Below are 21,385 nucleotides of genomic sequence, written 5' to 3'. Positions count from 1 at the left end.
TACATCAAATTATGATGTACGCACCTCAGCACCGTCAACATCTCGAGGTCAAGTTAGCGGAAAGTCTAACGCGCCAACATCTGCTTGCGCATGAGCAGCAGCAGCGGAATCACCACCAGGCTGCAGATCGTCATGGCGCGGAAGTCGTTGAGGTAGCCGATCATCGCGGCCTGGCGGTTGATCTCGGCATCCCACACTGCGAGCATCTGCGAATCGGGGCCGGGCATGACGCGGCCGAACGGCCAGCCGGCGCTGTAGGGCGTGAGCTGGCCGACCAGTTCGGAGCGGTTCTCCTGGGTGTTGCGCGCCAGCAGCGACACCAGCAGGGCGATGCCGACCGAGGCGCCGAGATTGCGCATCAGCGCGTTGATCGCCGCCCCCTCGGTGCGCAGCCGGGGCGGCAGGGTGGCGAAGGTGAGCGTGGTGAGCGGCGGGAAGACGAGGCCGAGCGCAAAGCCCAGCAGCACGCCGTTCCAGATGATCCGGCTCTCGCTGACATCGAGCGTGAAGGTCGTCATCTCCCACAGCGAGAGCGCGCACAGGCCGAAGCCCAGGGCGATCATGACGCGGGCGTCGAAGCGGCCGATCAGGCGCGACACCAGCATCATCGAGATCATCATGCCGGCACCGCGCGGCGCCAGCACGATGCCGGTGGTGAACACCGGGTAGCCCTTGAGCTGCTGCAGGAAGGGCGGCATCAGCGTCGCCGTCACGATCAGCACCAGGCCGGTGATGGCGGTCAGGAACAGACCGACCGTGAGGTTGCGGTCGCGGAACAGGTCACGCGACAGGAACGGATGATGATCGGTCATCATGTGGATCAGGAACATCGCAAACGCGACGCCCGCCACCAGGGTCTCGACGATGATCTCGATCGAATCGAACCAGTCGAGCTGCTGGCCGCGATCGAGCATGAGCTGGAAGCTGCCGATGGCGATGGCCAGGAACAGGAAGCCCAGCATGTCGAAGGGCCGCTTGCGGTCCGGGAGGGTATCACGCACCAGCACGAGGATGCCGAAGGTGCACAGGAGGCCGACCGGCAGATTGACGTAGAACACCCAGCGCCAGGTGAACTCGTCGGTCAGCCAGCCGCCCAGCGACGGGCCGACGATGGGGCCGATCATGGTGCCGACGCCCCATAGCGCCATCGCCTTGCCCTGCTCCTCGCGCGGATAAGTGTCCATCATGATGGCTTGAGAGACCGGGACCAGCGCCGCGCCGAACCCGCCCTGCAAGGCGCGGAACAGCACGAGCTGGTCGAGCGTCTGGGCCGCACCGCACAGCATGGAGACAATGGTGAAGCCGATGACGCAGGTCGACAGCGTGCGCCGCAGGCCGAACCGCGTTGCGCAGAAGCCGGCGAAGGGCGTCATGATGGCCGATGCCACGATGTAGGAGGTCACCACCCAGGAGACCTGCTCCTGGGTCGCCGACAGCGAGCCCTGGATCGAGGGCAGCGCCACGTTGGCGATGGTGCCGTCGAGCGCATGCATGATGGTGGCCATCATCACCGTGATGGTGATCAGGCCGCGCCGGCGCCTCACCGCCGGATCGACCGGCGTCATGGCTTGGCCGTGGCCGACGCGCTCGTGAGACCGACCGCCTTGGCCAGCCCGCTCAACAGGCTGCCGATCGAGCGGCTGTGGCCGGTATCGATCTCGATCGTCGTGCTCATGCCGACGCGCAAGGGCGGATCGCCCTCTCGGCAGGTGACGGCGATTCGCACGGGAATGCGCTGCACCACCTTCACCCAGTTGCCCGTGGCGTTCTGCGGCGGCAGCACAGCGAACTCCGCGCCCGTCGCCTGCGCGATGCTCGCGACCTTGCCGGTGCATTCGGCGTCGGGATAGGTGTCGACCTTGACGATCGCCGTCTGGCCCGGCCGCACCAGGGTGAGCTCGGTCTCCTTGAAGTTGGCCTCGATCCAGAGATCGCTGTCGGCCACCACCACCATCACCGGCACGCCGGCGGTGGCGTAGCTGCCGGGCACCGGCCGCTTGGAGACGATGCCGTCGAGTGGCGATTCGATGGTGGTGCGGCGAAGCTGCAGCAAGGCCTCGTCGCGCGCCGCCACCATCTGCTTCACGCGCGGATGGTCGTCGGTGCGGATCTTGGGATCACCGGCGAGCTGTGCCTCGATGCGCTGCAGGTCCTCCTGCGCCGCCGAAATGCGCTGGCGGGCGATATCGAGCCCCATCCGCGTCTCCTGCAGCTTCTGCGCCGAGGCGATCTTCTTGTCCGCGAGATCGGACTGCCGGTCGAATTCCTGCTGGGCAAAGGTAAGCTGGCTCTGCGCCGCCTTGATCTCCTCGCGCTTGGTGCGCCATTGCGCACGCAGCCCGCGAATGTCCGCGCGTGTCGTCTCGATCTCGGCGTCGATCTTGGCAAGCGACAGCCGGTAGGACTGATCGTCGAGCTTGAACAGGAGCTGGCCGCGCGACACGTGCTGGTTCTCCTGCACGGGCACCTCGACGATGATACCGCTGAGCTCGGGCGCGATCTGCGCACGGTCGCCTTTCACATAGGCGTTGTCGGTGCTGACGTAGCGGCCGGACGACAGCCAGACGAAAACGCTGACAGCCAGCACGATCGCGGGCAGCGACCACATGACGGCTCGAGCGACGATACGCCGTTCCATGCGCGGCCGCTTCTGAATGGCCGCAACCGGGGGCGTTACCGTCCCCACCGGGGAACGGCCGTCCAAATGCTCTCCGTCTCGCACCTATATATGGTCTGCCGCGGCCCCAGTCCGGTCAACTGGCAGCGGCGGCATGGCAGGTAGGTCGGTTGCGCTGGCGACGTTCCTTCAGGCGCTTTCAGCTTCCTCTCCCCCGCTAGGGGGAGAGGCTAGGTGAGGGGGTTACGACGTGCGCGGCCCGCTCACCCAACCTCTCCCCCTAGCGGGGGAGAGGAGTCTGATGAGGAAGCTACGCTCGTTCCGCCGGCTTGGCGCCGTCGCGGAACAACTTGTAGGTGATGGCGTCGTAGAGCGCGTTGTAGGAAGCATCGACGATGTTCGGCGACACGCCGATGGTCGACCAGCGCCGCTCGGCGTCGGCGCTTTCGATCATCACGCGCGTCGTCGCCGCCGTTCCGCCGGCCGCATCGAGGATGCGGACTTTGAAGTCGACCAGCCGCATGTCCTGCAGCTCGGGATAGACCGGCAGCAGCGCCTTCCGCAGGGCAGCATCCAGCGCATTCACCGGGCCGTTGCCCTCGCCCACTTCCATGGCGCGGCGGCCGCCGACGTCGAGCTTCACCGTCGCCTCGGAAAGCGCAATGAGCTGGCCGCGCGCATTGACCCGCCGCTCGGCCAGCACGCGGAAGCTATGCAGGGCGAAGTAGTCGGGCACGGTATGCAGCTCGTGGCGTGCCAGAAGCTCGAACGAGGCATCGGCGCCGTCGTAGGCGTAACCCTCGGCCTCGCGCTCCTTGACGATCTCCAGCAGCCGCGCGACGCCGGGATCCTTGGGATCGACCTCCAATCCGATCTGGCGAAAGCGCGCCATGATGTTGGAGCGGCCGGCCTGGTCGCTGACCACGATGATGCGCTGGTTGCCGACCGTCTCGGGATCGACGTGCTCGTAGGTCTTGGGATCCTTCTCGACGGCCGAAACGTGCAGGCCGCCTTTGTGCGCGAAGGCGCGCGTGCCGACATAGGCCGCACTGCGATTGGGCACGACGTTCAGCCGGTCGTCGAGCAGGCGCGACAGGTGCGTCAGCCGCTGCAGGGCACCGTCCTTCAAGCCCGTCTCGAAGCCCATCTTCAGCACGAGGTTGGGAATGAGCGCGATCATGTTGGCATTGCCGCAGCGCTCGCCCAGGCCGTTGATGGTGCCCTGCACCTGGCGCACACCGGCGCGCACGGCCGCCAGTGTGTTGGCGACGGCATTCTCGGTGTCGTTGTGGGTATGGATGCCGAGCCGCTCGCCCGGGATCTTCTTCACCACGTCGCCGACAATGCGCTCGACCTCGTGCGGCAAGGTTCCGCCGTTGGTGTCGCACAGCACCAGCCAGCGCGCGCCCGCCTTCTCGGCCGCGGCCAGGCAGGCCATCGCATAGTCCGGGTTGGCCTTGTAACCGTCGAAGAAATGCTCGGCGTCGAACATCACCTCTTCCATGCGGGTCTTCGCATAGGCGAGCGAATCGCCGATCATCTCGAGGTACTCGGCCCGATCGACTTCCAGCGCCACGTCGACATGGAAGTCCCAGGTCTTGCCGACCATGCAAAGGTTGCGCGCCTTGGTCTGCAGGATGGCGGCCAGCCCGGGATCGTTGGCCGCGCTTCGGCCGGCACGGCGCGTCATGCCGAAGGCCACGAACTTGGCGTTCTGGAACTCGGGCGGATCGGCGAAGAAGCGGTCGTCGGTCGGGTTGGCGCCGGGCCAGCCGCCTTCGATGTAGTCGATGCCCAGAAGGTCGAGCTCGCGCGCGATGGCAACCTTGTCGGCCACGGTGAAGTCGACGCCCTGGGTCTGGGCGCCATCTCGCAGGGTAGTGTCGAAGAGGTAGAGGCGGTTGGACGAAGTCATGGCGGGCGCATCATAGTGAGCCAAACGCGCGGGAGATACGCCTGATGACCACGCCCACGACCATCGTCGAGCTGCGTTCAACCCTTCTGCAGGTACCCTGGCGCGGCCCGCCGCCGGCCGCCGGCATCCTCTCTGCACCCAAGCGCGACATCTACGTGCTGGAGATCGAGACCCAGGGCGGCCTCATCGGCATGAGCTACCTCATGCCCTTGCGCGGCGGGCTGCAGACGCTCGATGCCTGCATGAAGGAGCTGATGGCCCCGCACATCATCGGCCGCGACGCCACCGAGATCGAGGCGATCTGGCAGGTGCTTTACAAGAGCAACTTCTGGCTGGGCCGCATGGGCGTCACGGTGTTCGCGCAGAGCGCCGTCGACATGGCGCTGTGGGACATTCTAGGCAAACGCGCCGGCCTGCCCCTCTTCCGCCTGTGGGGTGCCGCGCGCACCGAGGTGCCGGCCTACGGCTCGGGCTGTTTCCGCGGCCTCGGCCGCGACGGCATGATCGCGCGCGCCAAGGAGTTCACCAACCAAGGCCTCAAGGCCATCAAGATGCAGGTGGCGCACATCCGGCCGTGGCGCGAGGACGTTCTGAACGTGAAGGCGATGCGCGAGGCGATGGGCGGCGGCATCGAGATCATGATCGACGTCAACATGGGCTGGGACGCCGACACCGCCATCCAGGCCGGCCATCGCATCGACGAGTTCGATCCCTATTGGCTCGAGGAGCCGGTGGCGGCGGAAGACTTCGCCGGCTACCGGCGCATCGCCGCCGCGCTGAAAACCCGGATCGTGGGCGGCGAGAGCCATTTCACGCGCAACGACTTGCGCCCCTTCTTCGAGACGCCGTGCGTGCCGATCCTGCAGCCCGATCCGATGCGCGGCGGCTACACCGAGCTGCGCAAGATCGCGGCCGCCGCCGAGCCGTGGGGCATCAGGATCGCCCCGCATCTCTTCCACGAGACCATGGTCCATCTGCTGGCCTCGATCCCCAATGCCAACTACCTCGAATACATGGACTGGAACGACGATCTCTGGATTGAGCCGGTGCTGCCGTCGAAAACCGGCACCATGACGCCGCCCGAGCGGCCGGGCCATGGCCTCGCCTTCCGACTCGAGATCCTCAAGGACTGCCGGATCGGCGGCCAGAGGATGACGTGATGGCCGCAGCGCGGCTTCTCGCGGCTGCGCTGTTCGGCGCCATGGCCTGCCTTGTGGCGCTGTCCGTTGCCGCACAATCGCCGACCCTCACCGTCACCGGCAGGGACTCGAGCAAGACTTTTGCGCAGAAGGCGCTGCTCGCCCATCCGTCCCTGCGCAGTGTCACTGTCGCTGATCCCGTCTATCGCCGCACGATGACCTACCGTGCGATCCCGCTGTCCGAGCTGCTGAAAGGAACCGGCATCGGCGCAGACGATCACGTGCAGGCGCGCGCCATCGACAACTTCTCGGTCAGCATTCCCGGCCGCCTGGCTGCTTCCGCCGACATCGCACAGGTCGAAGCCTTCCTCGCCATCGAGGATCCGGCGGCGCCATGGCCTGCCATACCGGGCAAGCCGGACAAGGAGAGCGCCGGCCCGTTCTACATCATCTGGCGACGCGCGCCGTCGGTGACTATCAGCCCCGAATACTGGGCCTACCACCTCGCCGCGCTCGCCGTCACCGACAGTCCGCTGAAGCGTTGGCCCGGCCTCGCGGTCGGCCCCGACGTCCCGGCGGGCGACCGCATTCGCACCGGCCTCGACCGCTTTGTCGCCATGTGCATGTCCTGTCATCGCTTCAACGGCGAAGGCGAAGGCGACCAGGGGCCCGATCTCGGCCGGCCGATGAACGTCACCGACTATTTCCAGATCCCGGCGCTGAAGAAGCTGATCCGTAATCCGGCATCGGTGCGCCAGTGGCCCGACCAGAAGATGCAGAGCCTCGATCAGTCGCAGCTGAGCGACAGCGATCTCGACGCCATCGTCGATTGGCTGGCCTACAAGGCCAAGCAGCAGCGCTAGTGGCTCGTCACAGAGGTTTTGGCGGCGAGGTGCCGTCCGTAGAGGGCCACGAATGGCAGGTCGAACCCGCGGGCACGCCATCGTTGTGGCGCTGGCCCCAGCTGCCAGCAATGCTTTCAACGCCGACGCATCTCTCGACAATAAGCCGCTTGTCGTAGAGAGGAGGTCCCTCCGCTACGCCTCGCGTAGCCTGTCCCGAGCGAAGTCGAGGGGCTCGGCTCCGGTCGGGACGATGGAGCGAAAGTCATCGCGCTCTGACGCAGGCGCTTCGCCGTCGCCTCGGCGAAGCGCTCGGCCGATGGCGGATCGAACTCCATGAACAGCGACGGCTCCAGCACCTCGACTTCGATCACGATCAGCGCGCCGTCGCGCACGACACCGTCGACCCGGGCATAGAGCGGCATCTCGGGCAGCGCCCGCAACGCAGCGGCGCCCTGCTCCGCCACCTCGTCTGCCGGACTCTCGGCGGCGCGAGTGGGACCGTAGCGCGAGTTGCTGCGGAACTCGCCCTTGGGCGGCCGTTTGCGGACGGCGTGGCTGAAGACGCCGTCGAAGTAGACCATCGACAGCTCGCCGTCGGCGATCTCGGGCAGGAATTCCTGCACCAGCACGTCGCCGGCAGCGAGCCCGGGCACAGCGTCGGCCACCGTGTCCCGACTCAGCAGCTCGACGGAATGTCCGCCGCCGCCGGTTGCCGGCTTCACGACCGCGCACTGCCACCCCGTCTCGTCGAAGACCTTCTCGATCGTGGCCACGTCACGCGCGACGATGCGCGTTCCGGGCGTGCGTATGCCGGCCGTTGCGAGCTTGCCGAGGTAGTCCTTGCGCAAATTCCAGCGCACCAGGCCGATCGGATTGAACAGGCGCGTCGATGCCGCGATGGCTTCCGTCCAGGCGCTGAACTCGGCGGCCGCCCGGTAATAGCCCCAGGTCGAGCGCAACACGACAGCCGCTGCCCCGTCGAATGCGGCGCGCGGCCCGTTCCACGCCGCGCCCAGCACCTCGAAGCCACGCCGCCGCAGCGCCGCGGCGTAGAGCTCGTCGGAGGCGGTGATGTCGGGCTGGTCAGCCGCGGTCGCGAGAACGATCGTACCGGCCATGCCTAGCTCTTCTGCTCGTCGAGCCAGGCACGGGCCTCGTCGAGGGTCTGGAAGATCTTCGCCTGGCGCGGCGAAGCGGTGAGATTGATGAAGCGCTTGACGAACTCGCGGTTGGCGCGGGTCGTCACCACGAAGGCCGCCGGCCCACCGGTCCACTGCTGGTCCTTGACATACGCACTCATGCGCGCGCCCACCGCCATCACGTCGTCGTCCGTGAGGCGTACGTCCATGCTTCTCCCGTCGAACAGCTTGGCGTAGGGCTGCGCGCCCGCCACGATCAGGGCATCGAAATAGGCCTCGATCTCGAGCAAGCCCAACGGCCCCTCGGCAGTCGCCAGCACCAACCGCTCGTCGTGCGAGATCGTCCAGCGCATCGGCATCGTCTAACCCTCACTTGCAGACATTGCGCACGGCCCTCCACTCGGCATCGGTGAAGGCCGGCTTGCCGGACGACGGGCGCCGCGTCGCCGCGATGCGTTCGGCGGTCGGCGGATGGCTCGACCAGATGCCGGCGACGGCAGCCGCGTCCTTGGGCTCCTTGGCCAGCATCTGCTCGAAGAAGCTCGCGACTCCGTCGGCACGGATCTCGAGCTTCTCCAGCAAGGCGATACCGGTGGCGTCGGCATCGCGCTCGAAGCCGCGGCCGTTGCGCAGCGCCAGCAGGACATTGCCACCCGACGCCAGCGTATTCAGCATGTCGGAGTAGCCGCCGCTCGCCAGCTTGACCAGCAGCTCGATGCCGTACTGGCGCACCAGTCCCTTGACCGGATGATAGTGCACGACGTGGCCGATCTCGTGCGCCATGACGCCCGCCACCTGCGAGCTGTCCGTGGCCTGCTCGATGAGGTCGGAATAGAAGACCAGGATGCCGCCCGGCAGGGTGAAGGCGTTGACCGGGCCGCCCTCCATCACGTGCACCACGATCTCGTGCGGATAGTCGGCCGCCTTGGCCAGCCGGTTGGCGAGGTCGTTCAACGCCCTGACGCCGGCCTTGCCGTGGCACTCGTCCTTGTCGGCCGTCAGCTCGTCGAACACGCTCTCGCCCAGCCTGGCCTGCAGGCTGTAGGGCAAGAGCGGCGCCACATATTCGGTGCCGTATTCGACGGCGAGCCAGAACAGCCCGACCAGTGCGGCGAAGGTGGCGCCGAACGCCGCAATGCGGGCGGCCGGCGCCGGTCGCGTCCCGGCCAGCGGCGCGAGCTGCGGCACCAGCGAGGCAAGTTGCCGACTGAGCTCGGGGTCGTCGACCACCAGACGGGCCTCCGAGCCCTTGCGCACGATCGGCGGCGTTACCTCGTGCTGGACGTCACCCAGCACGGCGAGCTCGCCGATCGGCCAGCGCGCCAGGATGCCGGCATCGGCGAGGCGGAAGATCACCAGCTCGTTGGTGGTAGTGCGCACGCTGACCTCGTGCACCAGCGCGGTCTCGCCGTCGTAGAAGCGGGCCATCGAGGCCATCTCAGACGCCGCTCACGTCGAACATGTCCAGAAGCCCCTCGCCGTAGCGCGGCCCGAGATCGGTCGGCTGGCGGATCGATGCGCCATCGGGCGCACCGTACAGCCACAGCTCGGCTGCGATGAGCCGCAAGGTGCGATGCATCACCCAGGGCCAGCCCAGGCCAAGGGTCAGCATGATGATCAGATAGTTCAGCACCAGAAAGCCCCACATCTGGCGCGTCGAGATCGCCGTAGCGAACAGGACGTTGCCGGCGCGGCTGTGCGAAACGAGATAGCGGAACAGATAGGCCTGCCACCAGCAGCGCAAGGACAGGATCAGCAGGCTGAAGACAATGTAGACGCCGATCGCAATCGCTGCGACCACCAGGATGGTGCGCAGGCTGGGTCGCGTGAACAGCTCGCCGAGCTCCTCCTCCGTGAAGCTGATGCCGAGGCCGCCGACAGCGCCGCCGATCGCGGCGAAGAAGATGCCGGCCGCCACCAGCCAGGCGATGACGTTGAGGAAGTAGTAGCCGACATAGCGGCCGTAGATGTCGCCGGCGCTGCCGCCGAAGACGAAGGGCAGGCTGCCGAAGCGCGTGTTGGCGATGCGCGGCCGCGCCAGGTTCACCGACACGACCGGCGTCAGCAGCTGGAAGCAGATGGCGTTGGCGAACGTCAGAAAGGTCGCCGACGCGCCGTAGCGCCAGGCCGAGCCCGCCAGCCCGCAGCGTATGCCGCGCCAGCGTGTGCGCGACAACCGATAGCGCAGGCCGGCATAGTGGCCGACAAAGGCCAGGGGGAAGCCGATCAGCGCGACCGACAGGGAAAAGATGTCGAACAGGCCGAAGCTCGCGAACGGCCGTTCGTGGAACACGTAGATCCACACCAGGTACATCAGGCCGCCCCAGCCCGCGAGCATCAGCAGCGCCAGCACGAAGCCCACCATCAGTTCGATGCCGCGGCCGCGATATTCGAAGCGGTCGCCCAGGATGGCGAAATGGCTCCACAGGTAGCGGCGGATGCGCGTTCGCCCCCAGAAGCGCGACCAGCCCAAGGTCAGCAGCATCAGCACCAGATGGCGCATATAGATGACATAGAGCTCGCTGAGCCGGCCGTCGTATCGCGGGCGGCTCGGCGTCAGATCCGGCTCGGTCGTGGCGGCCGCCATGGCTGCCGCCGCCGTGCTCGGCGTGACAGCCTGCCCCCAAGGAGAGGTCGTGTTGGTCACGAAGCGGTCTCTAACCTCGGTTGCGCTGCGAAATCATTCATGCTGCAATGCAACATCGCTTGAGATCCCAGTCTACCGGAAACCTTTCAGCAGCCGCTACCATGACCAACCGCGACCGTCCCTGGTTGATCCGGACTTATGCCGGCCACTCGACCGCGGCCAAATCCAATGAGCTCTACCGCACCAACCTGGCGCGCGGTCAGACCGGCCTGTCGGTCGCCTTCGACCTGCCGACCCAGACCGGTTACGACTCCGACCATCCGCTGGCCAAGGGCGAGGTCGGCAAGGTCGGCGTGCCCATAAGCCATCTCGGCGACATGCGGACCCTGTTCGACGGCATCCCGCTCGACCGCATGAACACGTCGATGACCATCAACGCACCGGCGGCGTGGCTCTTGTCTCTCTATATCGCGGCCGGAGAAGCGCAGGGCGTCGAGCGCGCCAAGCTGCAGGGCACAACCCAGAACGACATCATCAAGGAGTATCTTTCCCGCGGGACCTACATCTTTCCGCCCGAGCCGTCGCTCCGTCTGACCGCCGACACGATCGGCTTCACCTACCGCGAGGTTCCCAAGTGGAACCCGATGAACGTCTGCAGCTATCACCTGCAGGAAGCGGGTGCGACGCCGGTGCAGGAGCTCGCCTTCTCGCTCGCCAATGCCATCGCCGTGCTCGACGCGGTGCGCGATCGCGGTCAGGTGCCCGAGGCCGACTTCCCGCAGGTCGTCGGCCGCATCTCCTTCTTCGTCAATGCCGGCATCCGCTTCGTCACCGAGATGTGCAAGATGCGGGCGTTCGCCGAGCTGTGGGACGAGCTGACGCGCACGCGCTACGGCGTCACCGACGCGAAGCAGCGCCTGTTCCGCTACGGCGTGCAGGTGAATTCGCTCGGTCTCACCGAGCAGCAGCCCGAGAACAACGTCTATCGCATCCTGCTCGAAATGCTCTCCGTGGTGATGAGCAAGAACGCCCGCGCCCGCTCGGTGCAATTGCCGGCGTGGAACGAGGCGCTCGGCCTGCCGCGGCCGTGGGACCAGCAATGGTCGCTGCGCCTGCAGCAGATCGTGGCCTTCGAGACCGACCTTCTGGAATACGGCGACATCTTCGATGGCAGTGCCGAGATCGCCCGCAAGGTCGAGTCGCTGAAGCAGGAAGCCAACGCCGAGGTGGCACGCATTGCCGACATGGGCGGCGCGGTGGCGGCGATCGAAGCGGCCTACATGAAGCAGCGCTTGGTCGAGTCCAACCTCAAGCGGCTGGCCGCCATCGAGGCCGGCGAGCAGACCGTGGTCGGCGTCAACGCCTACACCGATGCCGAGCCCTCGCCGCTCTCGACCGGCGAAGGTGCCATCCTGACGGTCGACGCCTCGGTCGAGCGCGAGCAGGTCGAGCGCCTGCAGGCGTGGCGGACCGCGCGCGACAACGCCGCCGTGAAGAAGGCGCTGGACGAGCTGACCTCTGCCGCCAAGGAAGACCGCAACGTCATGCCGGCCTCGATCGCCTGCGCGCAGGCGGGCGTCACCACCGGCGAGTGGACCGACACCTTGCGTTCGGTGTTCGGCGAGTACCGCGCGCCTACCGGCGTGGCCCGCGCCGTCGGCGTCAGCGACGGCCGCCTGGAGGCCGCGCGCCGCGAGGTCGACACGGTGTCGCGCCGCCTCGGCCGCCGCATAAAGATCCTGGTCGGCAAGCCCGGGCTCGACGGCCACTCCAACGGCGCCGAGCAAATCGCCGTGCGCGCCCGCGACTGCGGCATGGAGGTGGTCTACGAGGGCATCCGGCTGACGCCCGAGCGCATCGTCAACGCCGCCCTCGAGGAAAGCGTGCACGTGGTCGGGCTCTCCATCCTGTCGGGCGGCCACGTCTCCCTGGTCGGCGAGGTTTTAGCCGGCCTGCGCGCCGCCGGCATCGGCGACGTGCCGGTGGTGGTGGGCGGCATCATCCCGCCGGCCGACGCCGAGGCCTTGATCAAGACGGGCGTGGCCCGCGTCTACACGCCGAAGGACTTCGACCTCACCCAGATCATGCGCGACATCGTCGCCGTCGTGGATGGCGCCTGGAAGGAAGCGGCCTGACGGAGCGCGGACCTCCAGGTCCGCTCATCGTCTTCGTCTTCCGGACCGCGCGCTTCCAGCGCGCTCATGAGCGAGCCGGAGGCTCGCGGTCCAGAAGAGCATGAGCGGACCTGGAGGTCCGCGCTCCGATGACGTTACTTTTTCAACGTCGCCGTCGCGTGCAGCATTGGCTCGACGACGGCGTGGCTGAATAGCCAGGCCTCGGCATGCACGGTCCCGCCGTCGCGGCGGATAACGCGCGACAGGGCGAGCACGTCGGCCTCGTGCGCTGCCCTCAGCACCGTGACGTTGAGATGCGAAAGAGCAGCTTCAAGTCCTGCCGCCGCGCGCAGCGACGTGTCGGCCAGAGACAGCAGCGCCGCGCTCGACCAGATCTCGCCGGGCTTGAGCGAAAAGCGCAGCCGCACGTCCTGATCCTGGCACTCCTCGACGAACACGTCGTGCCGGTCGGCCGCCGGCAAGGTCTTGTCGAGAAGGACTTGCAGCTCGTCTTCGGTCATCCGACTCAATGTCGCAGACACCATACCCGCTGTCATCCCGAGCGCCCTCTGTCATCCCGAGCGTAGCGAGGGATCTTTAAGGCCGCAGGAAAGATCCCTCGCTGCGCTCGGGATGACAGAAGGCTGCGCTCGGGATGACAGAGGCTCGGGATGACATCGGAGGCGTTGCCAGCTATGTGCCTCCCCGATGTCCTTCCTCGACCACATCAAGCGCTGCAACAACGGCGACCTCAGCCAGTTCGAGCCGTGGTTCATCGGCCGCCAGCGCGCAGGCTTCATCCATCGCGACTTCGCGCCCGTGGTGGCGACGCGGCCCGATCTGTTCGTCCGTCACGACGCCGCCTGGCATCTCGATCCCGCGCTCGACACGCCCGACAAGCGCACCGCTGCCATGCGCGCCTTCCTGCTTGAGCTGCGCGAGCGCGGCCAGTTCGGCAGTCTGTGGCGCGAGGAGGCCTATCCCGTCACCTGGGTGTTCACCGACCCGCCATTGATGGCGATGGAGCGCGCGGCGGTGCCGTGGTTCGGCGTGCGTGCCTTCGGACCGCACCTGACGGCCTACGTGCGGCGCAAGGATGGCCTGCACATCTGGGTGCCGCGCCGCTCCTATACGAAACCGACCTTCCCGGGGCAGCTCGACAACACCGTCGCCGGCGGCCAGCCGATCGGCATCGGCCTGCACGACAATCTGATCAAGGAATGTGCAGAGGAAGCCTCGATTCCGCGCAAGCTCGCCGAGCAGGCCAAGGCGGTGAGCTACATCACCTACCTCAACCAGTCGGGCCCGCAGCTCAAGCCCGACATCATGACGTGCTTCGATCTCGAGCTGCCCGAGGATTTCACACCGCGCGCAAATGACGGCGAAGTGCACTCCTTCGAGCTGTGGCCGGTGCAGCGCGTGTTCGAGACCGTACGCGACACGACCCAGTTCAAATACAACTGCAATCTGGTGTTGATCGACTTCTTCGTGCGCCACGGGCTGTTGTCGGCCGACGATCCACAGTTCATGGCCATCGTCTCCGGACTGAAGAAGGAGTACACTTCGCTCAACGGTATCGGTTGAGCGACGGCGCGTCGCTTGGAATGCGTGGCCGGCTCAACAGAGTTTGCGAAAGGTGGCACTCCTCATGCCACGATACGCACTTGTTGGTGTCGTTTCGGTCTGCGTCACTTTCAATCCGGCCATTTTCCATCCGGCCTTGGCACAGGATGGTCACCACGGCCAAGGCCACGTCGAGAACCACGACTGGTATCAGGAGCTGAAGCAGCCGGGCACGGGCCTCTCGTGCTGCAACGGTACGCTCAATGGAGTCGAAGGCGATTGCCGGCCGACCCGGGCCTATGTCAACGATGACGGACAATGGTATGCTCTGCTCAACGGCCGTTGGGTGCCGGTGCCGCCGCGCGTCGTCCTGCAGCAGCTCGCACCTGATGGCAGTTCGCATATCTGCGCCAGCAAAAGTGGCATGATCTATTGTTTTTTGGGCGGCTCGCCCAAGATCTAAAAAGGGACCCGGAGGTTCCCGGCTTCGTTGCGAAAAACGATGCCTTGTTCGTTTCCACGGCAGACGGAGGCGGTTCGATGCGCCTGTCCGCTCTTGGTTTCATATTGCTATCGACTCTCTGCATCGCGAGCGTCGGCGCCCGTGCGCAGGATGTGCACGATCACGCCGAGGGCCAATACGGCCAGGGCCACGCCGAGAATCACGACTGGTACAAGGAGCTGAAGCAGCCCGACACCGGCTACTCATGCTGCAACGGGCGCTCGAGTTCCACGGACGGCGATTGCCGGCCGACCCGCGCCTATCTCAACGACGACGGCATGTGGTACGCGCTGCTCGACGGTCGTTGGGTGCCGGTGCCGCCGCGCGTCGTGCTGAAGCAGCTCGCCCCCGACGGCCGCAGCCACATCTGCGCCAGCAAGAGCGGGATGATCTATTGCTTCCTGGGGGGCAGTCCCAAGAGTTAGCCCTCTTCGGAGCGCGGACCTCCAGGTCCGCTCATGCTCTTCCGGACCACGCGCGTCCTCGCGCGCTCATGAGCGCGCGAGGACGCGCGCGGTCCGGAAGACGAAGACTCTGAGCGGACCTGGAGGTCCGTGCTCCTATGACGGTGCCGGAATCTTCGCGTCCTTGATCACCTTGCGCCACTTGGCGATCTCGTTGGCCAGCACCGCGACGTAGGCCTGCGGCGCGCCGCCGACCGGTACGAAGCCGAGCTCCAGGAGCTTGCGCCGTATCGCTGCATCGCCCAGCGCCTCGTTGAACGCGGTGTTGAGCTTCATCACCACCGAGGCCGGCGTGCCGCCGGGCACCGAGATGCCGAACGGCACGGTACCTTCCGTGCCGGGCAGGCCCGCCTCGGCGACGGTCGGCACGTCGGGCAGCAGCTCCGAGCGATGCGCCATCGCCACCGCGAGGCCACGGATCTGGCCGGCGCGCACCGCCGTCGCCGTCGGTACCAGCACGTCGGCGAACAACGGCACGTGCCCGGCGATGACGTCGCGCAACGCCTCGGCGCTGCCCTTGTAGCCGACATGCTCCATCGGCAGTCCCGTCTTGGCCTTGACGTACTCACCCCACAGATGGGTCAGCGATCCGATGCCGGCCGAGGCATAGGCGACGGTGCGGCCGGGCTCGGCCTTCGACCAGGCGACGAGCTCGGCGACCGTCTTGAACGGCGCGCTGTTGGAGGCGGCCAGCAGGATCGGCAGGTCGACGAAGCCCACGACCGGCACGAGATCCTTGTCGATGTCGTAGGGCGTGGCCATGCCGAACGCGGCGATGGCGATCATGGCGGCCGGCGTCAGCAGGATGGTGTGGCCGTCGGGCTTGGCCTTGGCGACGATCTCGGTGCCGATGATGGTGCCGCCGCCCGGCTTGTTCTCGACGATCACCGGCTGGCCCAGCACGGCGGCCAGCTTCTCGGAGACGAAGCGCGCGGAAGTGTCGGTCGACCCGCCCGGCGCATAGGGCACGATGAAACGGATGGGCCGCTCGGGAAACGCCTGCGCGCGGCCGGATTGCGGAATGGCGACGACTGCCGCCGCGGCCAGGAGATGCCGGCGTTTCATGTTGCCTCCCGTTTTGCCCAACCTGCCACGGCATGCGAAGGTTGGACAAGACAACCGGGGACGAAAGTAGTGGCGCGGGACGGTCAAGGGCTGGAGGTGAGCAACGCCGGTGCGGAGGCGATCGCCTCCCTGGATTTCCTGCGCGACGAGTGGCTCTCCTTCGGCAATCGGCTGCCCGAGTTCGTCGCCGCCGCCGACAAGGAAACAAGATGCACCCTGCTGCCGGTGATGGCGGCCAACCTCGTCCTGTCGATGAACTCCGACGAAGGCCGCGCGACGGCAGCCAGGTATCTCGCGCGCGCCAAGGCGCTCGCCAAGGACGCCAACGCCCGCGAGCAGGCCTGGCTCGCCACGACCGAGGCCTGGATCGGCGGCAACATCGATCGTTGCCTGAAAATCCACGAGGACATGGCAGCCGAATGGCCGCGCGATCTGCTGGCGGGCAAGCTCGGCCAGCTCCATGCCTTCAACTGCGGTGACGCCGAGGCCCTGTTGCGCATCGGCGAGCGCCTGTTCGCCGCCAACCAGGACAACCGTTACGTCAATGCGATGTATGCTTTCGGCCTGGAAGAGTGCAATCGCATCGACGAGGCTGAGAGCGTCGCGCGCGCCGCGCTCGAGGTCGACCGCCGCGACCCCTGGGCGCATCACGCCGTCGCCCATTGCCTGGAGGCGCGCGGCAGGATGCTCGAGGGCGTGGCCTTCCTGGAAGCGATGTCGGATACCTGGGAAGGCTGCAACTCCTTCATGTACACCCACAATTGGTGGCATCTGGCGTTGTTCCTGATCGACCTCGACCGCACCGACGAGGCGCTGGCCCTGTTCGACAAGCGCGTTTGGGGCGTGTGGAAGGAGTTCTGCGAGGACCAGATCAACGCTGTGTCGTTGCTGGCGCGTCTCGAACTGCGCGGCGTCGACGTCGGCAACCGCTGGGCTGACGTGGCGCAGTACCTGAAGCCCCGCCTGCACGAGCACTTCGTGCCCTTCCTCGACCTGCAATATCTCTACGGCCTTGCCCGCGCCGGCGAGCAGAGCGCCGTCACCGAGATGCTGGCGAGCCTGGAAGACAAGGCCGAGAACGCAAAGCCCTTCGAACGCGAGGCCTGGGCTGACTGCACCGTGCCGGCGGCGCACGGTCTTGCCGCCTACGCCAAGGGCGATCACGCCGAGGCGGCGCGCCTGCTCGGCCAGGCGATGCCGCATCTTTCCAAGATCGGCGGCAGCATTGCGCAGCGCTCGCTGTTCAGCGCCATCCATCTCGATGCCCTGATGAAGTCAGGCTGGAACGACGCGGCGCTGAAGATTCTCCAGGCCGACGACCGCGAGCGGCCGACCGTGCCGTGGACCAAGCGCTCGCTCGGCGATGTCTATCGCCGCGTCGGCCGCATGGAGCAGGCGCTGGCGGCCGAGTACCAGGCCGAGCAGTTGTCACGACAGTATGCGAGAGGAAAGGCGTCATGAGCGACCTCACCCAACTGACGGCGGCGGAGCTGTCCAAGCTCTACCGCAAGGGCAAGGCCTCGCCGGTCGAGACCATGAAGGCGGTGCTGGCGCGCACCAGCAGGGTCAATTCCGAGATCAACGCGCTCTGCCATGTCGACATCGAGCCGTCGCTGAAGGCGGCGCGAGAGTCCGAACGGCGCTGGCAGAAGGGCAAGCCGCTGTCGCCGATCGACGGCGTGCCGGTGTCGATCAAGGAGCTGGTGCGCGTGAAGGGCTGGCCGGCCTCGATGGGCAGCAAGCTCACCGACAAGGCGCCGGCCGACGCCGATGCGCCGGCGGTGGCGCGACTGCGCGAGGCGGGCGCCATCGTCTTCGCCCAGAGCACCAGCTCGGAATACGGCCACAAGGGCGTGACCGATTCGCCCCTGCACGGCATCACGCGCAATCCCTGGAACACCGAGCGCACGCCGGGTGGTTCATCGGGCGGCGCCGGCGCGGCGGTGGCCGCGGGCCTGGGCCCGCTCGCCATCGGCACCGACGGCGGCGGCTCGGTGCGCATCCCCTCGAGCTTCAACGGGCTGGTCGGCATCAAGGCCACGTTCGGCCGCGTGCCGGCCTGGCCGCCGTCGATGACGGGCGATCTGTCGAACACCGGCCCGATGTGTCGCACCGCGCTCGACTGCGCGCTGATGTTGAACGCCATCAGCCAACCCGACGCACGCGACGCTTACGGCCTGCCCGAAGACGACGCCGACTACGCCAAGAAGATCGACGGCAAGCTCAAGAAGCTGAAAGTCGGCTTCGTGCTGCGCTTCGGCGATCATCCGGTCGACATCGAGGTCGCGGCCCTGGTCACCAAGGCGGCCAAGCAGTTCGAGAAGCTCGGCTGCAAGGTCGAGGAGGTCGAGGCGCCCTTCCCCTATCCCGAAGCCGGCCGGGCTTTCGTGATCCACTGGTTGGCGGCCCTGCAGCGACTGCTGCAGCTCTTTCCCGAAAGCCGCCACAACGAGTTCGATCCCAACCTTCTGGCCTCGGCCAAGGCCGGCCTGCGCTATTCGCTGCAGGACGTGGTCAACGCCCAGGTGACGCGCCGCGAGCTTTCGATCGCGTGGAACCTGTTCTTCGACAAGTACGACCTGCTGCTGTCACCCACTGTCGCGGTGCAGCCGTTCGAGGCCGGCAAGAACCTGCCCGAGGGACCGGAGGGCAAGGCCAATATCCTGTGGTCGCCCTACACCTCGCAGTTCAACCTGAGCCGCCATCCTGCGGCATCGGTGCCGTGCGGCCTCAGCCGCCAGGGCCTGCCGATCGGGCTGCAGATCGCGTCGGGACACTATAAAGACGCACTCGTGTTGCGCGCCGCCGCTCGCTATGCCGAGACCAACCCGCTGAAATTCCCTGCCCTGCCGGAGACCAAGTAAATGACTGGCGATCTTGCGATGATGCCTGCCTGGCAGCTGGTGAAACTCTACAAGGCGCGCAAGGCCTCGCCGGTCGAAGCGACCAAGGCCGCCATCGCCCGCATCGAAGCGTTCAATCCTCAGCTCAACGCCTTCCAGCATCTCGATCCCGACGGTGCGCTGCGTGCCGCACGGGCCTCGGAGAAGCGCTGGAAGAAAGGCGGCAAGCGGCTCTCCGATATCGACGGCGTGCCCATCACCATCAAGGACATGGTGCTGACCAAGGGCCTGCCGACGCGCATGGGCAGCCTGGCGACCGATGCCGACGGGCCGTGGACCGTCGATTCGCCGGTCGGCCAGCACCTGCGCCAGGCGGGCACCGTGCTTCTCGGCAAGACGACCTCGCCGGAATACGGCTGGAAGGGCGTGACCGATTCGGCGCTGTACGGCGCGACCCACAATCCCTGGAAGATCGGACGCACGCCGGGCGGCTCGTCGGGCGGCGGCGTGGCGGCCGAGGCGGTCGGCATGGGCAATCTCGCCGTCGGCACCGACGGCGCGGGCTCGGTGCGCATCCCCTGCTCCTTCACCGGCCTGTTCGGGCTGAAGCCGACGCAGGCGCGCGTGCCGCTGTGGCCGCCCTCGGCGATGGGCACGCTGTCCCATATCGGGCCGATGACGCGCACCGTGCGCGACGCCGCGATGATGATGAACGTGATGGCCAGGCCCGATCCGCGCGATCTTTACGGACGGCCGGACGATGTCGAGGACTATCTCAAGGGTTTCGACAAGGGCGTGAAGGGGCTGCGCATCGCCTATTCGCCCAACCTGGGCTTCGTCGAGAAGGAGAAGATCGACCGCGACGTGGCTGTTGCCGTCGAGAACGCAGTGAAGGTGTTCAAGACGCTGGGCGCCAAGGTGGTCGAGGATTCGCCTGACCTGATGGGTCTCGACCCGCGCCGCATCCTCAACGCGCACTGGCAGTCGAACGTCGCTCACCTGGTCAAGACGTTCAGCCCCGAGAAGCGTACGCTGATGGACCCCGGCCTGTTGAAGGCCGCCGAATACGGCGCCAATCTCGGCCAGGAGATGGTGGTGGCGGCGATCCACCAGCGTCAGCAGCTCGGCGTGATCATGAACCAGTTCGTGGCGAAGTACGACCTGCTGCTGACGCCGACCATGCCCATGACGGCCTTCGCGGTGAACGAGAATGCCGCCTGGGGCGGCGACGGCGTCGACATCGGCTGGACGCCGTTCACGCTCACCTTCAACCTGACCCGCCAGCCGGCTGCGACGATCCCCTGCGGCCTCGACCGTGAGGGCCTGCCGATCGGCCTGCAGATCGTCGCAGGCCACGCCCGCGATGCGCTGGTATTGCGAGCGGCGGCCGCCTACGAGCGCGTCCGCCCGATCCCCGCCCCGCCGATGGCGCATCAGATTTAGGCAGCCCTTGCAACGACGAGACTGTCATCCCGAACGAAGCGAGGGCCCTTTACTCGTTGCCTCAAAGGTCCCTCGCTGCGCTCGGGATGACAGCTTTCGCGCAGCTATATGTCCCTGCCGCCGTAAAGCTTGCGGCACTCGTAGGTAAGCTGCGTCGTTCTCTGGTCGGCGCAGTCGCTCTTGCGCTCGATATAGAGCGCGATGCCGTAGAACACGAAGGCGCCCAACAGCCAGACGACGAGGGAAATCGTCAGCGCCGCCTCGAACGTGTCGTCGAGCTTGCGGGCGATGCGGCTGCCCGGCGATAGGGAGGCGACGACGCGCATGCCAATCAGCGTCAGCGGAAAGGTCGCCACGCCGCAGGCCAGAAAATAAAGCAGGAGATTCCCGATCGTCATCGCGGGCGGCAAAATGCTGTCGGTCGCGCGGACGGTCAAGCGATAGCCCGTCGCGGGTATATAATTGCAGCGAGCAGGGAGAACGCGATGGCGCTGTTGGCGCGCCGCACGGTCACGAAGATCTATCTGGGGGCAGGCATGGTCGCCGGCCTGGCCGGCCTTGCCTGGCTCGCCGACGAACGCGTGGCGCTCGGCCCAACCGACGGCAGGGGTTTCAGGCCCATCCGCTGGCCTTTCCCGCCCGACGCCTGGCCGCCCGGTCGGGCCTGGACCGGTCACGATCTCGATTTCTACGTCCGCCTGAAATTCGACGTCTGCAGCGACTGTGAGACGGGCGTGATCAGCGACGAGGCGGTCGACCGCGTGATCGACATCGACCGCCTCGATCCGCGCTTCGTTCCGGACGGGCCGGGCAAGCGCATCCGCATCACCGACCTGTTTGGCAGGAGCCGCCTCTATCGCCACAAGATGCACAACGGCGCCCCGCGCCTCGCCGAGGGCATCGCCGTCGCCTACAAGTGCGACCTGCTGGTCGCCATCGTCGACGGCGACATGGCAGATCCCGACAAGCGCAAGATGGCGTATCAGTTCCTGGAGTCGAACACCGTGCAGGTGTGGGTGAACAAGCAGCTCGAGGCGCGATAGGCAGGCGACCGTCAAGGCGCGATATTCGATATCTCGAGGTCACCGCCGCCCCGTCGCCGGTCCGGCCAGTTGGGCCTATAATCGGTCAAACTCCGGAGAAAACACC

At 66.7% G+C, this 21,385-nt stretch carries 20 protein-coding genes; 10 read left to right on the top strand and 10 right to left on the bottom strand.

Annotation, left to right across the window (positions count from 1 at the left end; translation table 11 throughout):
* Window positions 1-65 precede the first annotated feature (65 nt).
* The 3 genes from RSO01_RS00455 to cimA form a co-directional block, all read right to left on the bottom strand.
* Window positions 66-1,565, bottom strand: coding sequence for a DHA2 family efflux MFS transporter permease subunit (locus RSO01_RS00455; protein ID WP_147145052.1), 1,500 nt, complete (start codon window positions 1,563-1,565; stop codon window positions 66-68).
* Window positions 1,562-2,638, bottom strand: coding sequence for an HlyD family secretion protein (locus RSO01_RS00450; protein ID WP_147145050.1), 1,077 nt, complete (start codon window positions 2,636-2,638; stop codon window positions 1,562-1,564). The genes RSO01_RS00455 and RSO01_RS00450 overlap by 4 nt, the downstream gene beginning before the upstream one ends.
* A 289-nt stretch (window positions 2,639-2,927) precedes the next feature.
* Window positions 2,928-4,532, bottom strand: a complete 1,605-nt coding sequence (gene cimA, locus RSO01_RS00445; protein ID WP_147145048.1) for a citramalate synthase — start codon at window positions 4,530-4,532, stop codon at window positions 2,928-2,930.
* 44 nt (window positions 4,533-4,576) lie between these two features.
* Here cimA and RSO01_RS00440 point away from each other — a divergent pair, with 44 nt between their 5' ends.
* A complete protein-coding gene (locus RSO01_RS00440) occupies window positions 4,577-5,692 on the top strand; it encodes a mandelate racemase/muconate lactonizing enzyme family protein (protein WP_147145046.1) in 1,116 nt (371 codons plus the stop codon).
* Window positions 5,692-6,534: a cytochrome c gene (locus RSO01_RS00435; RefSeq protein WP_147145044.1), complete on the top strand. Its 843-nt coding sequence runs from the start codon at window positions 5,692-5,694 to the stop codon at window positions 6,532-6,534. The genes RSO01_RS00440 and RSO01_RS00435 overlap by 1 nt, the downstream gene beginning before the upstream one ends.
* A gap of 116 nt (window positions 6,535-6,650) precedes the next feature.
* Here the strand turns inward: RSO01_RS00435 and RSO01_RS00430 are convergent, their stop codons facing one another.
* From RSO01_RS00430 to RSO01_RS00415, 4 genes are read right to left on the bottom strand one after another with little or no spacing between them, the layout of a single operon-like run.
* Window positions 6,651-7,634: an ATP-grasp domain-containing protein gene (locus RSO01_RS00430; RefSeq protein ID WP_147145042.1), complete on the bottom strand. Its 984-nt coding sequence runs from the start codon at window positions 7,632-7,634 to the stop codon at window positions 6,651-6,653.
* 2 nt (window positions 7,635-7,636) lie between these two features.
* Window positions 7,637-8,014, bottom strand: coding sequence for a hypothetical protein (locus RSO01_RS00425; RefSeq protein WP_147145040.1), 378 nt, complete (start codon window positions 8,012-8,014; stop codon window positions 7,637-7,639).
* 10 nt (window positions 8,015-8,024) lie between these two features.
* On the bottom strand, window positions 8,025-9,092 hold the full coding sequence (locus RSO01_RS00420; RefSeq protein ID WP_147145038.1) for a M48 family metallopeptidase: 1,068 nt from the start codon (window positions 9,090-9,092) through the stop codon (window positions 8,025-8,027).
* A gap of 1 nt (window position 9,093) precedes the next feature.
* Window positions 9,094-10,302, bottom strand: coding sequence for a YjgN family protein (locus RSO01_RS00415; protein WP_147145036.1), 1,209 nt, complete (start codon window positions 10,300-10,302; stop codon window positions 9,094-9,096).
* A gap of 101 nt (window positions 10,303-10,403) precedes the next feature.
* Here RSO01_RS00415 and RSO01_RS00410 point away from each other — a divergent pair, with 101 nt between their 5' ends.
* A complete protein-coding gene (locus RSO01_RS00410) occupies window positions 10,404-12,377 on the top strand; it encodes an ethylmalonyl-CoA mutase (RefSeq protein WP_147145035.1) in 1,974 nt (657 codons plus the stop codon).
* Between the two features lie 134 nt (window positions 12,378-12,511).
* Here the strand turns inward: RSO01_RS00410 and RSO01_RS00405 are convergent, their stop codons facing one another.
* Window positions 12,512-12,877: a hotdog family protein gene (locus tag RSO01_RS00405; RefSeq protein ID WP_147145033.1), complete on the bottom strand. Its 366-nt coding sequence runs from the start codon at window positions 12,875-12,877 to the stop codon at window positions 12,512-12,514.
* Between the two features lie 187 nt (window positions 12,878-13,064).
* On the opposite strand from RSO01_RS00405, the gene RSO01_RS00400 reads away from it, so the two are divergent.
* The 3 genes from RSO01_RS00400 to RSO01_RS00390 all read left to right on the top strand — a co-directional run bounded on the left by RSO01_RS00400 (window position 13,065) and on the right by RSO01_RS00390 (window position 14,846).
* A complete protein-coding gene (locus RSO01_RS00400) occupies window positions 13,065-13,940 on the top strand; it encodes a DUF4743 domain-containing protein (RefSeq protein ID WP_147145032.1) in 876 nt (291 codons plus the stop codon).
* 52 nt (window positions 13,941-13,992) lie between these two features.
* Window positions 13,993-14,382 (top strand): hypothetical protein, encoded by a 390-nt coding sequence (locus tag RSO01_RS00395; RefSeq protein ID WP_147145030.1) that lies wholly within the window; start codon window positions 13,993-13,995, stop codon window positions 14,380-14,382.
* Window positions 14,383-14,459: 77 nt separating this feature from the next.
* The gene (locus tag RSO01_RS00390) at window positions 14,460-14,846 is read left to right on the top strand and encodes a hypothetical protein (protein WP_147145028.1); all 387 of its coding nucleotides are present in this window, start codon (window positions 14,460-14,462) and stop codon (window positions 14,844-14,846) included.
* 135 nt (window positions 14,847-14,981) lie between these two features.
* On the opposite strand, the gene RSO01_RS47035 is transcribed toward RSO01_RS00390, so the two are convergent.
* On the bottom strand, window positions 14,982-15,950 hold the full coding sequence (locus RSO01_RS47035) for a Bug family tripartite tricarboxylate transporter substrate binding protein (protein ID WP_170302765.1): 969 nt from the start codon (window positions 15,948-15,950) through the stop codon (window positions 14,982-14,984).
* Window positions 15,951-16,019: 69 nt separating this feature from the next.
* Here RSO01_RS47035 and RSO01_RS47030 point away from each other — a divergent pair, with 69 nt between their 5' ends.
* Genes RSO01_RS47030 through RSO01_RS00370 form a run of 3 tightly spaced genes read left to right on the top strand, consistent with a single transcriptional unit; the run spans window position 16,020 to window position 20,236 of the window.
* A complete protein-coding gene (locus RSO01_RS47030) occupies window positions 16,020-17,411 on the top strand; it encodes a tetratricopeptide repeat protein (protein WP_170302764.1) in 1,392 nt (463 codons plus the stop codon).
* Window positions 17,408-18,814: an amidase gene (locus RSO01_RS00375; RefSeq protein WP_147145023.1), complete on the top strand. Its 1,407-nt coding sequence runs from the start codon at window positions 17,408-17,410 to the stop codon at window positions 18,812-18,814. The genes RSO01_RS47030 and RSO01_RS00375 overlap by 4 nt, the downstream gene beginning before the upstream one ends.
* A complete protein-coding gene (locus RSO01_RS00370; RefSeq protein WP_147145021.1) occupies window positions 18,815-20,236 on the top strand; it encodes an amidase in 1,422 nt (473 codons plus the stop codon).
* Between the two features lie 104 nt (window positions 20,237-20,340).
* Here RSO01_RS00370 and RSO01_RS00365 read toward each other — a convergent pair whose 3' ends face one another.
* Window positions 20,341-20,634: a hypothetical protein gene (locus RSO01_RS00365; RefSeq protein WP_147145020.1), complete on the bottom strand. Its 294-nt coding sequence runs from the start codon at window positions 20,632-20,634 to the stop codon at window positions 20,341-20,343.
* 87 nt (window positions 20,635-20,721) lie between these two features.
* Here RSO01_RS00365 and RSO01_RS00360 point away from each other — a divergent pair, with 87 nt between their 5' ends.
* Window positions 20,722-21,279: a hypothetical protein gene (locus RSO01_RS00360; protein WP_147145018.1), complete on the top strand. Its 558-nt coding sequence runs from the start codon at window positions 20,722-20,724 to the stop codon at window positions 21,277-21,279.
* Window positions 21,280-21,385 lie beyond the last annotated feature (106 nt).

This window comes from Reyranella soli (assembly GCF_007992495.1).
Taxonomy (GTDB): Bacteria; Pseudomonadota; Alphaproteobacteria; order Reyranellales; family Reyranellaceae; genus Reyranella; species Reyranella soli.
This window is presented reverse-complemented; position numbering and strand designations above follow the sequence as displayed.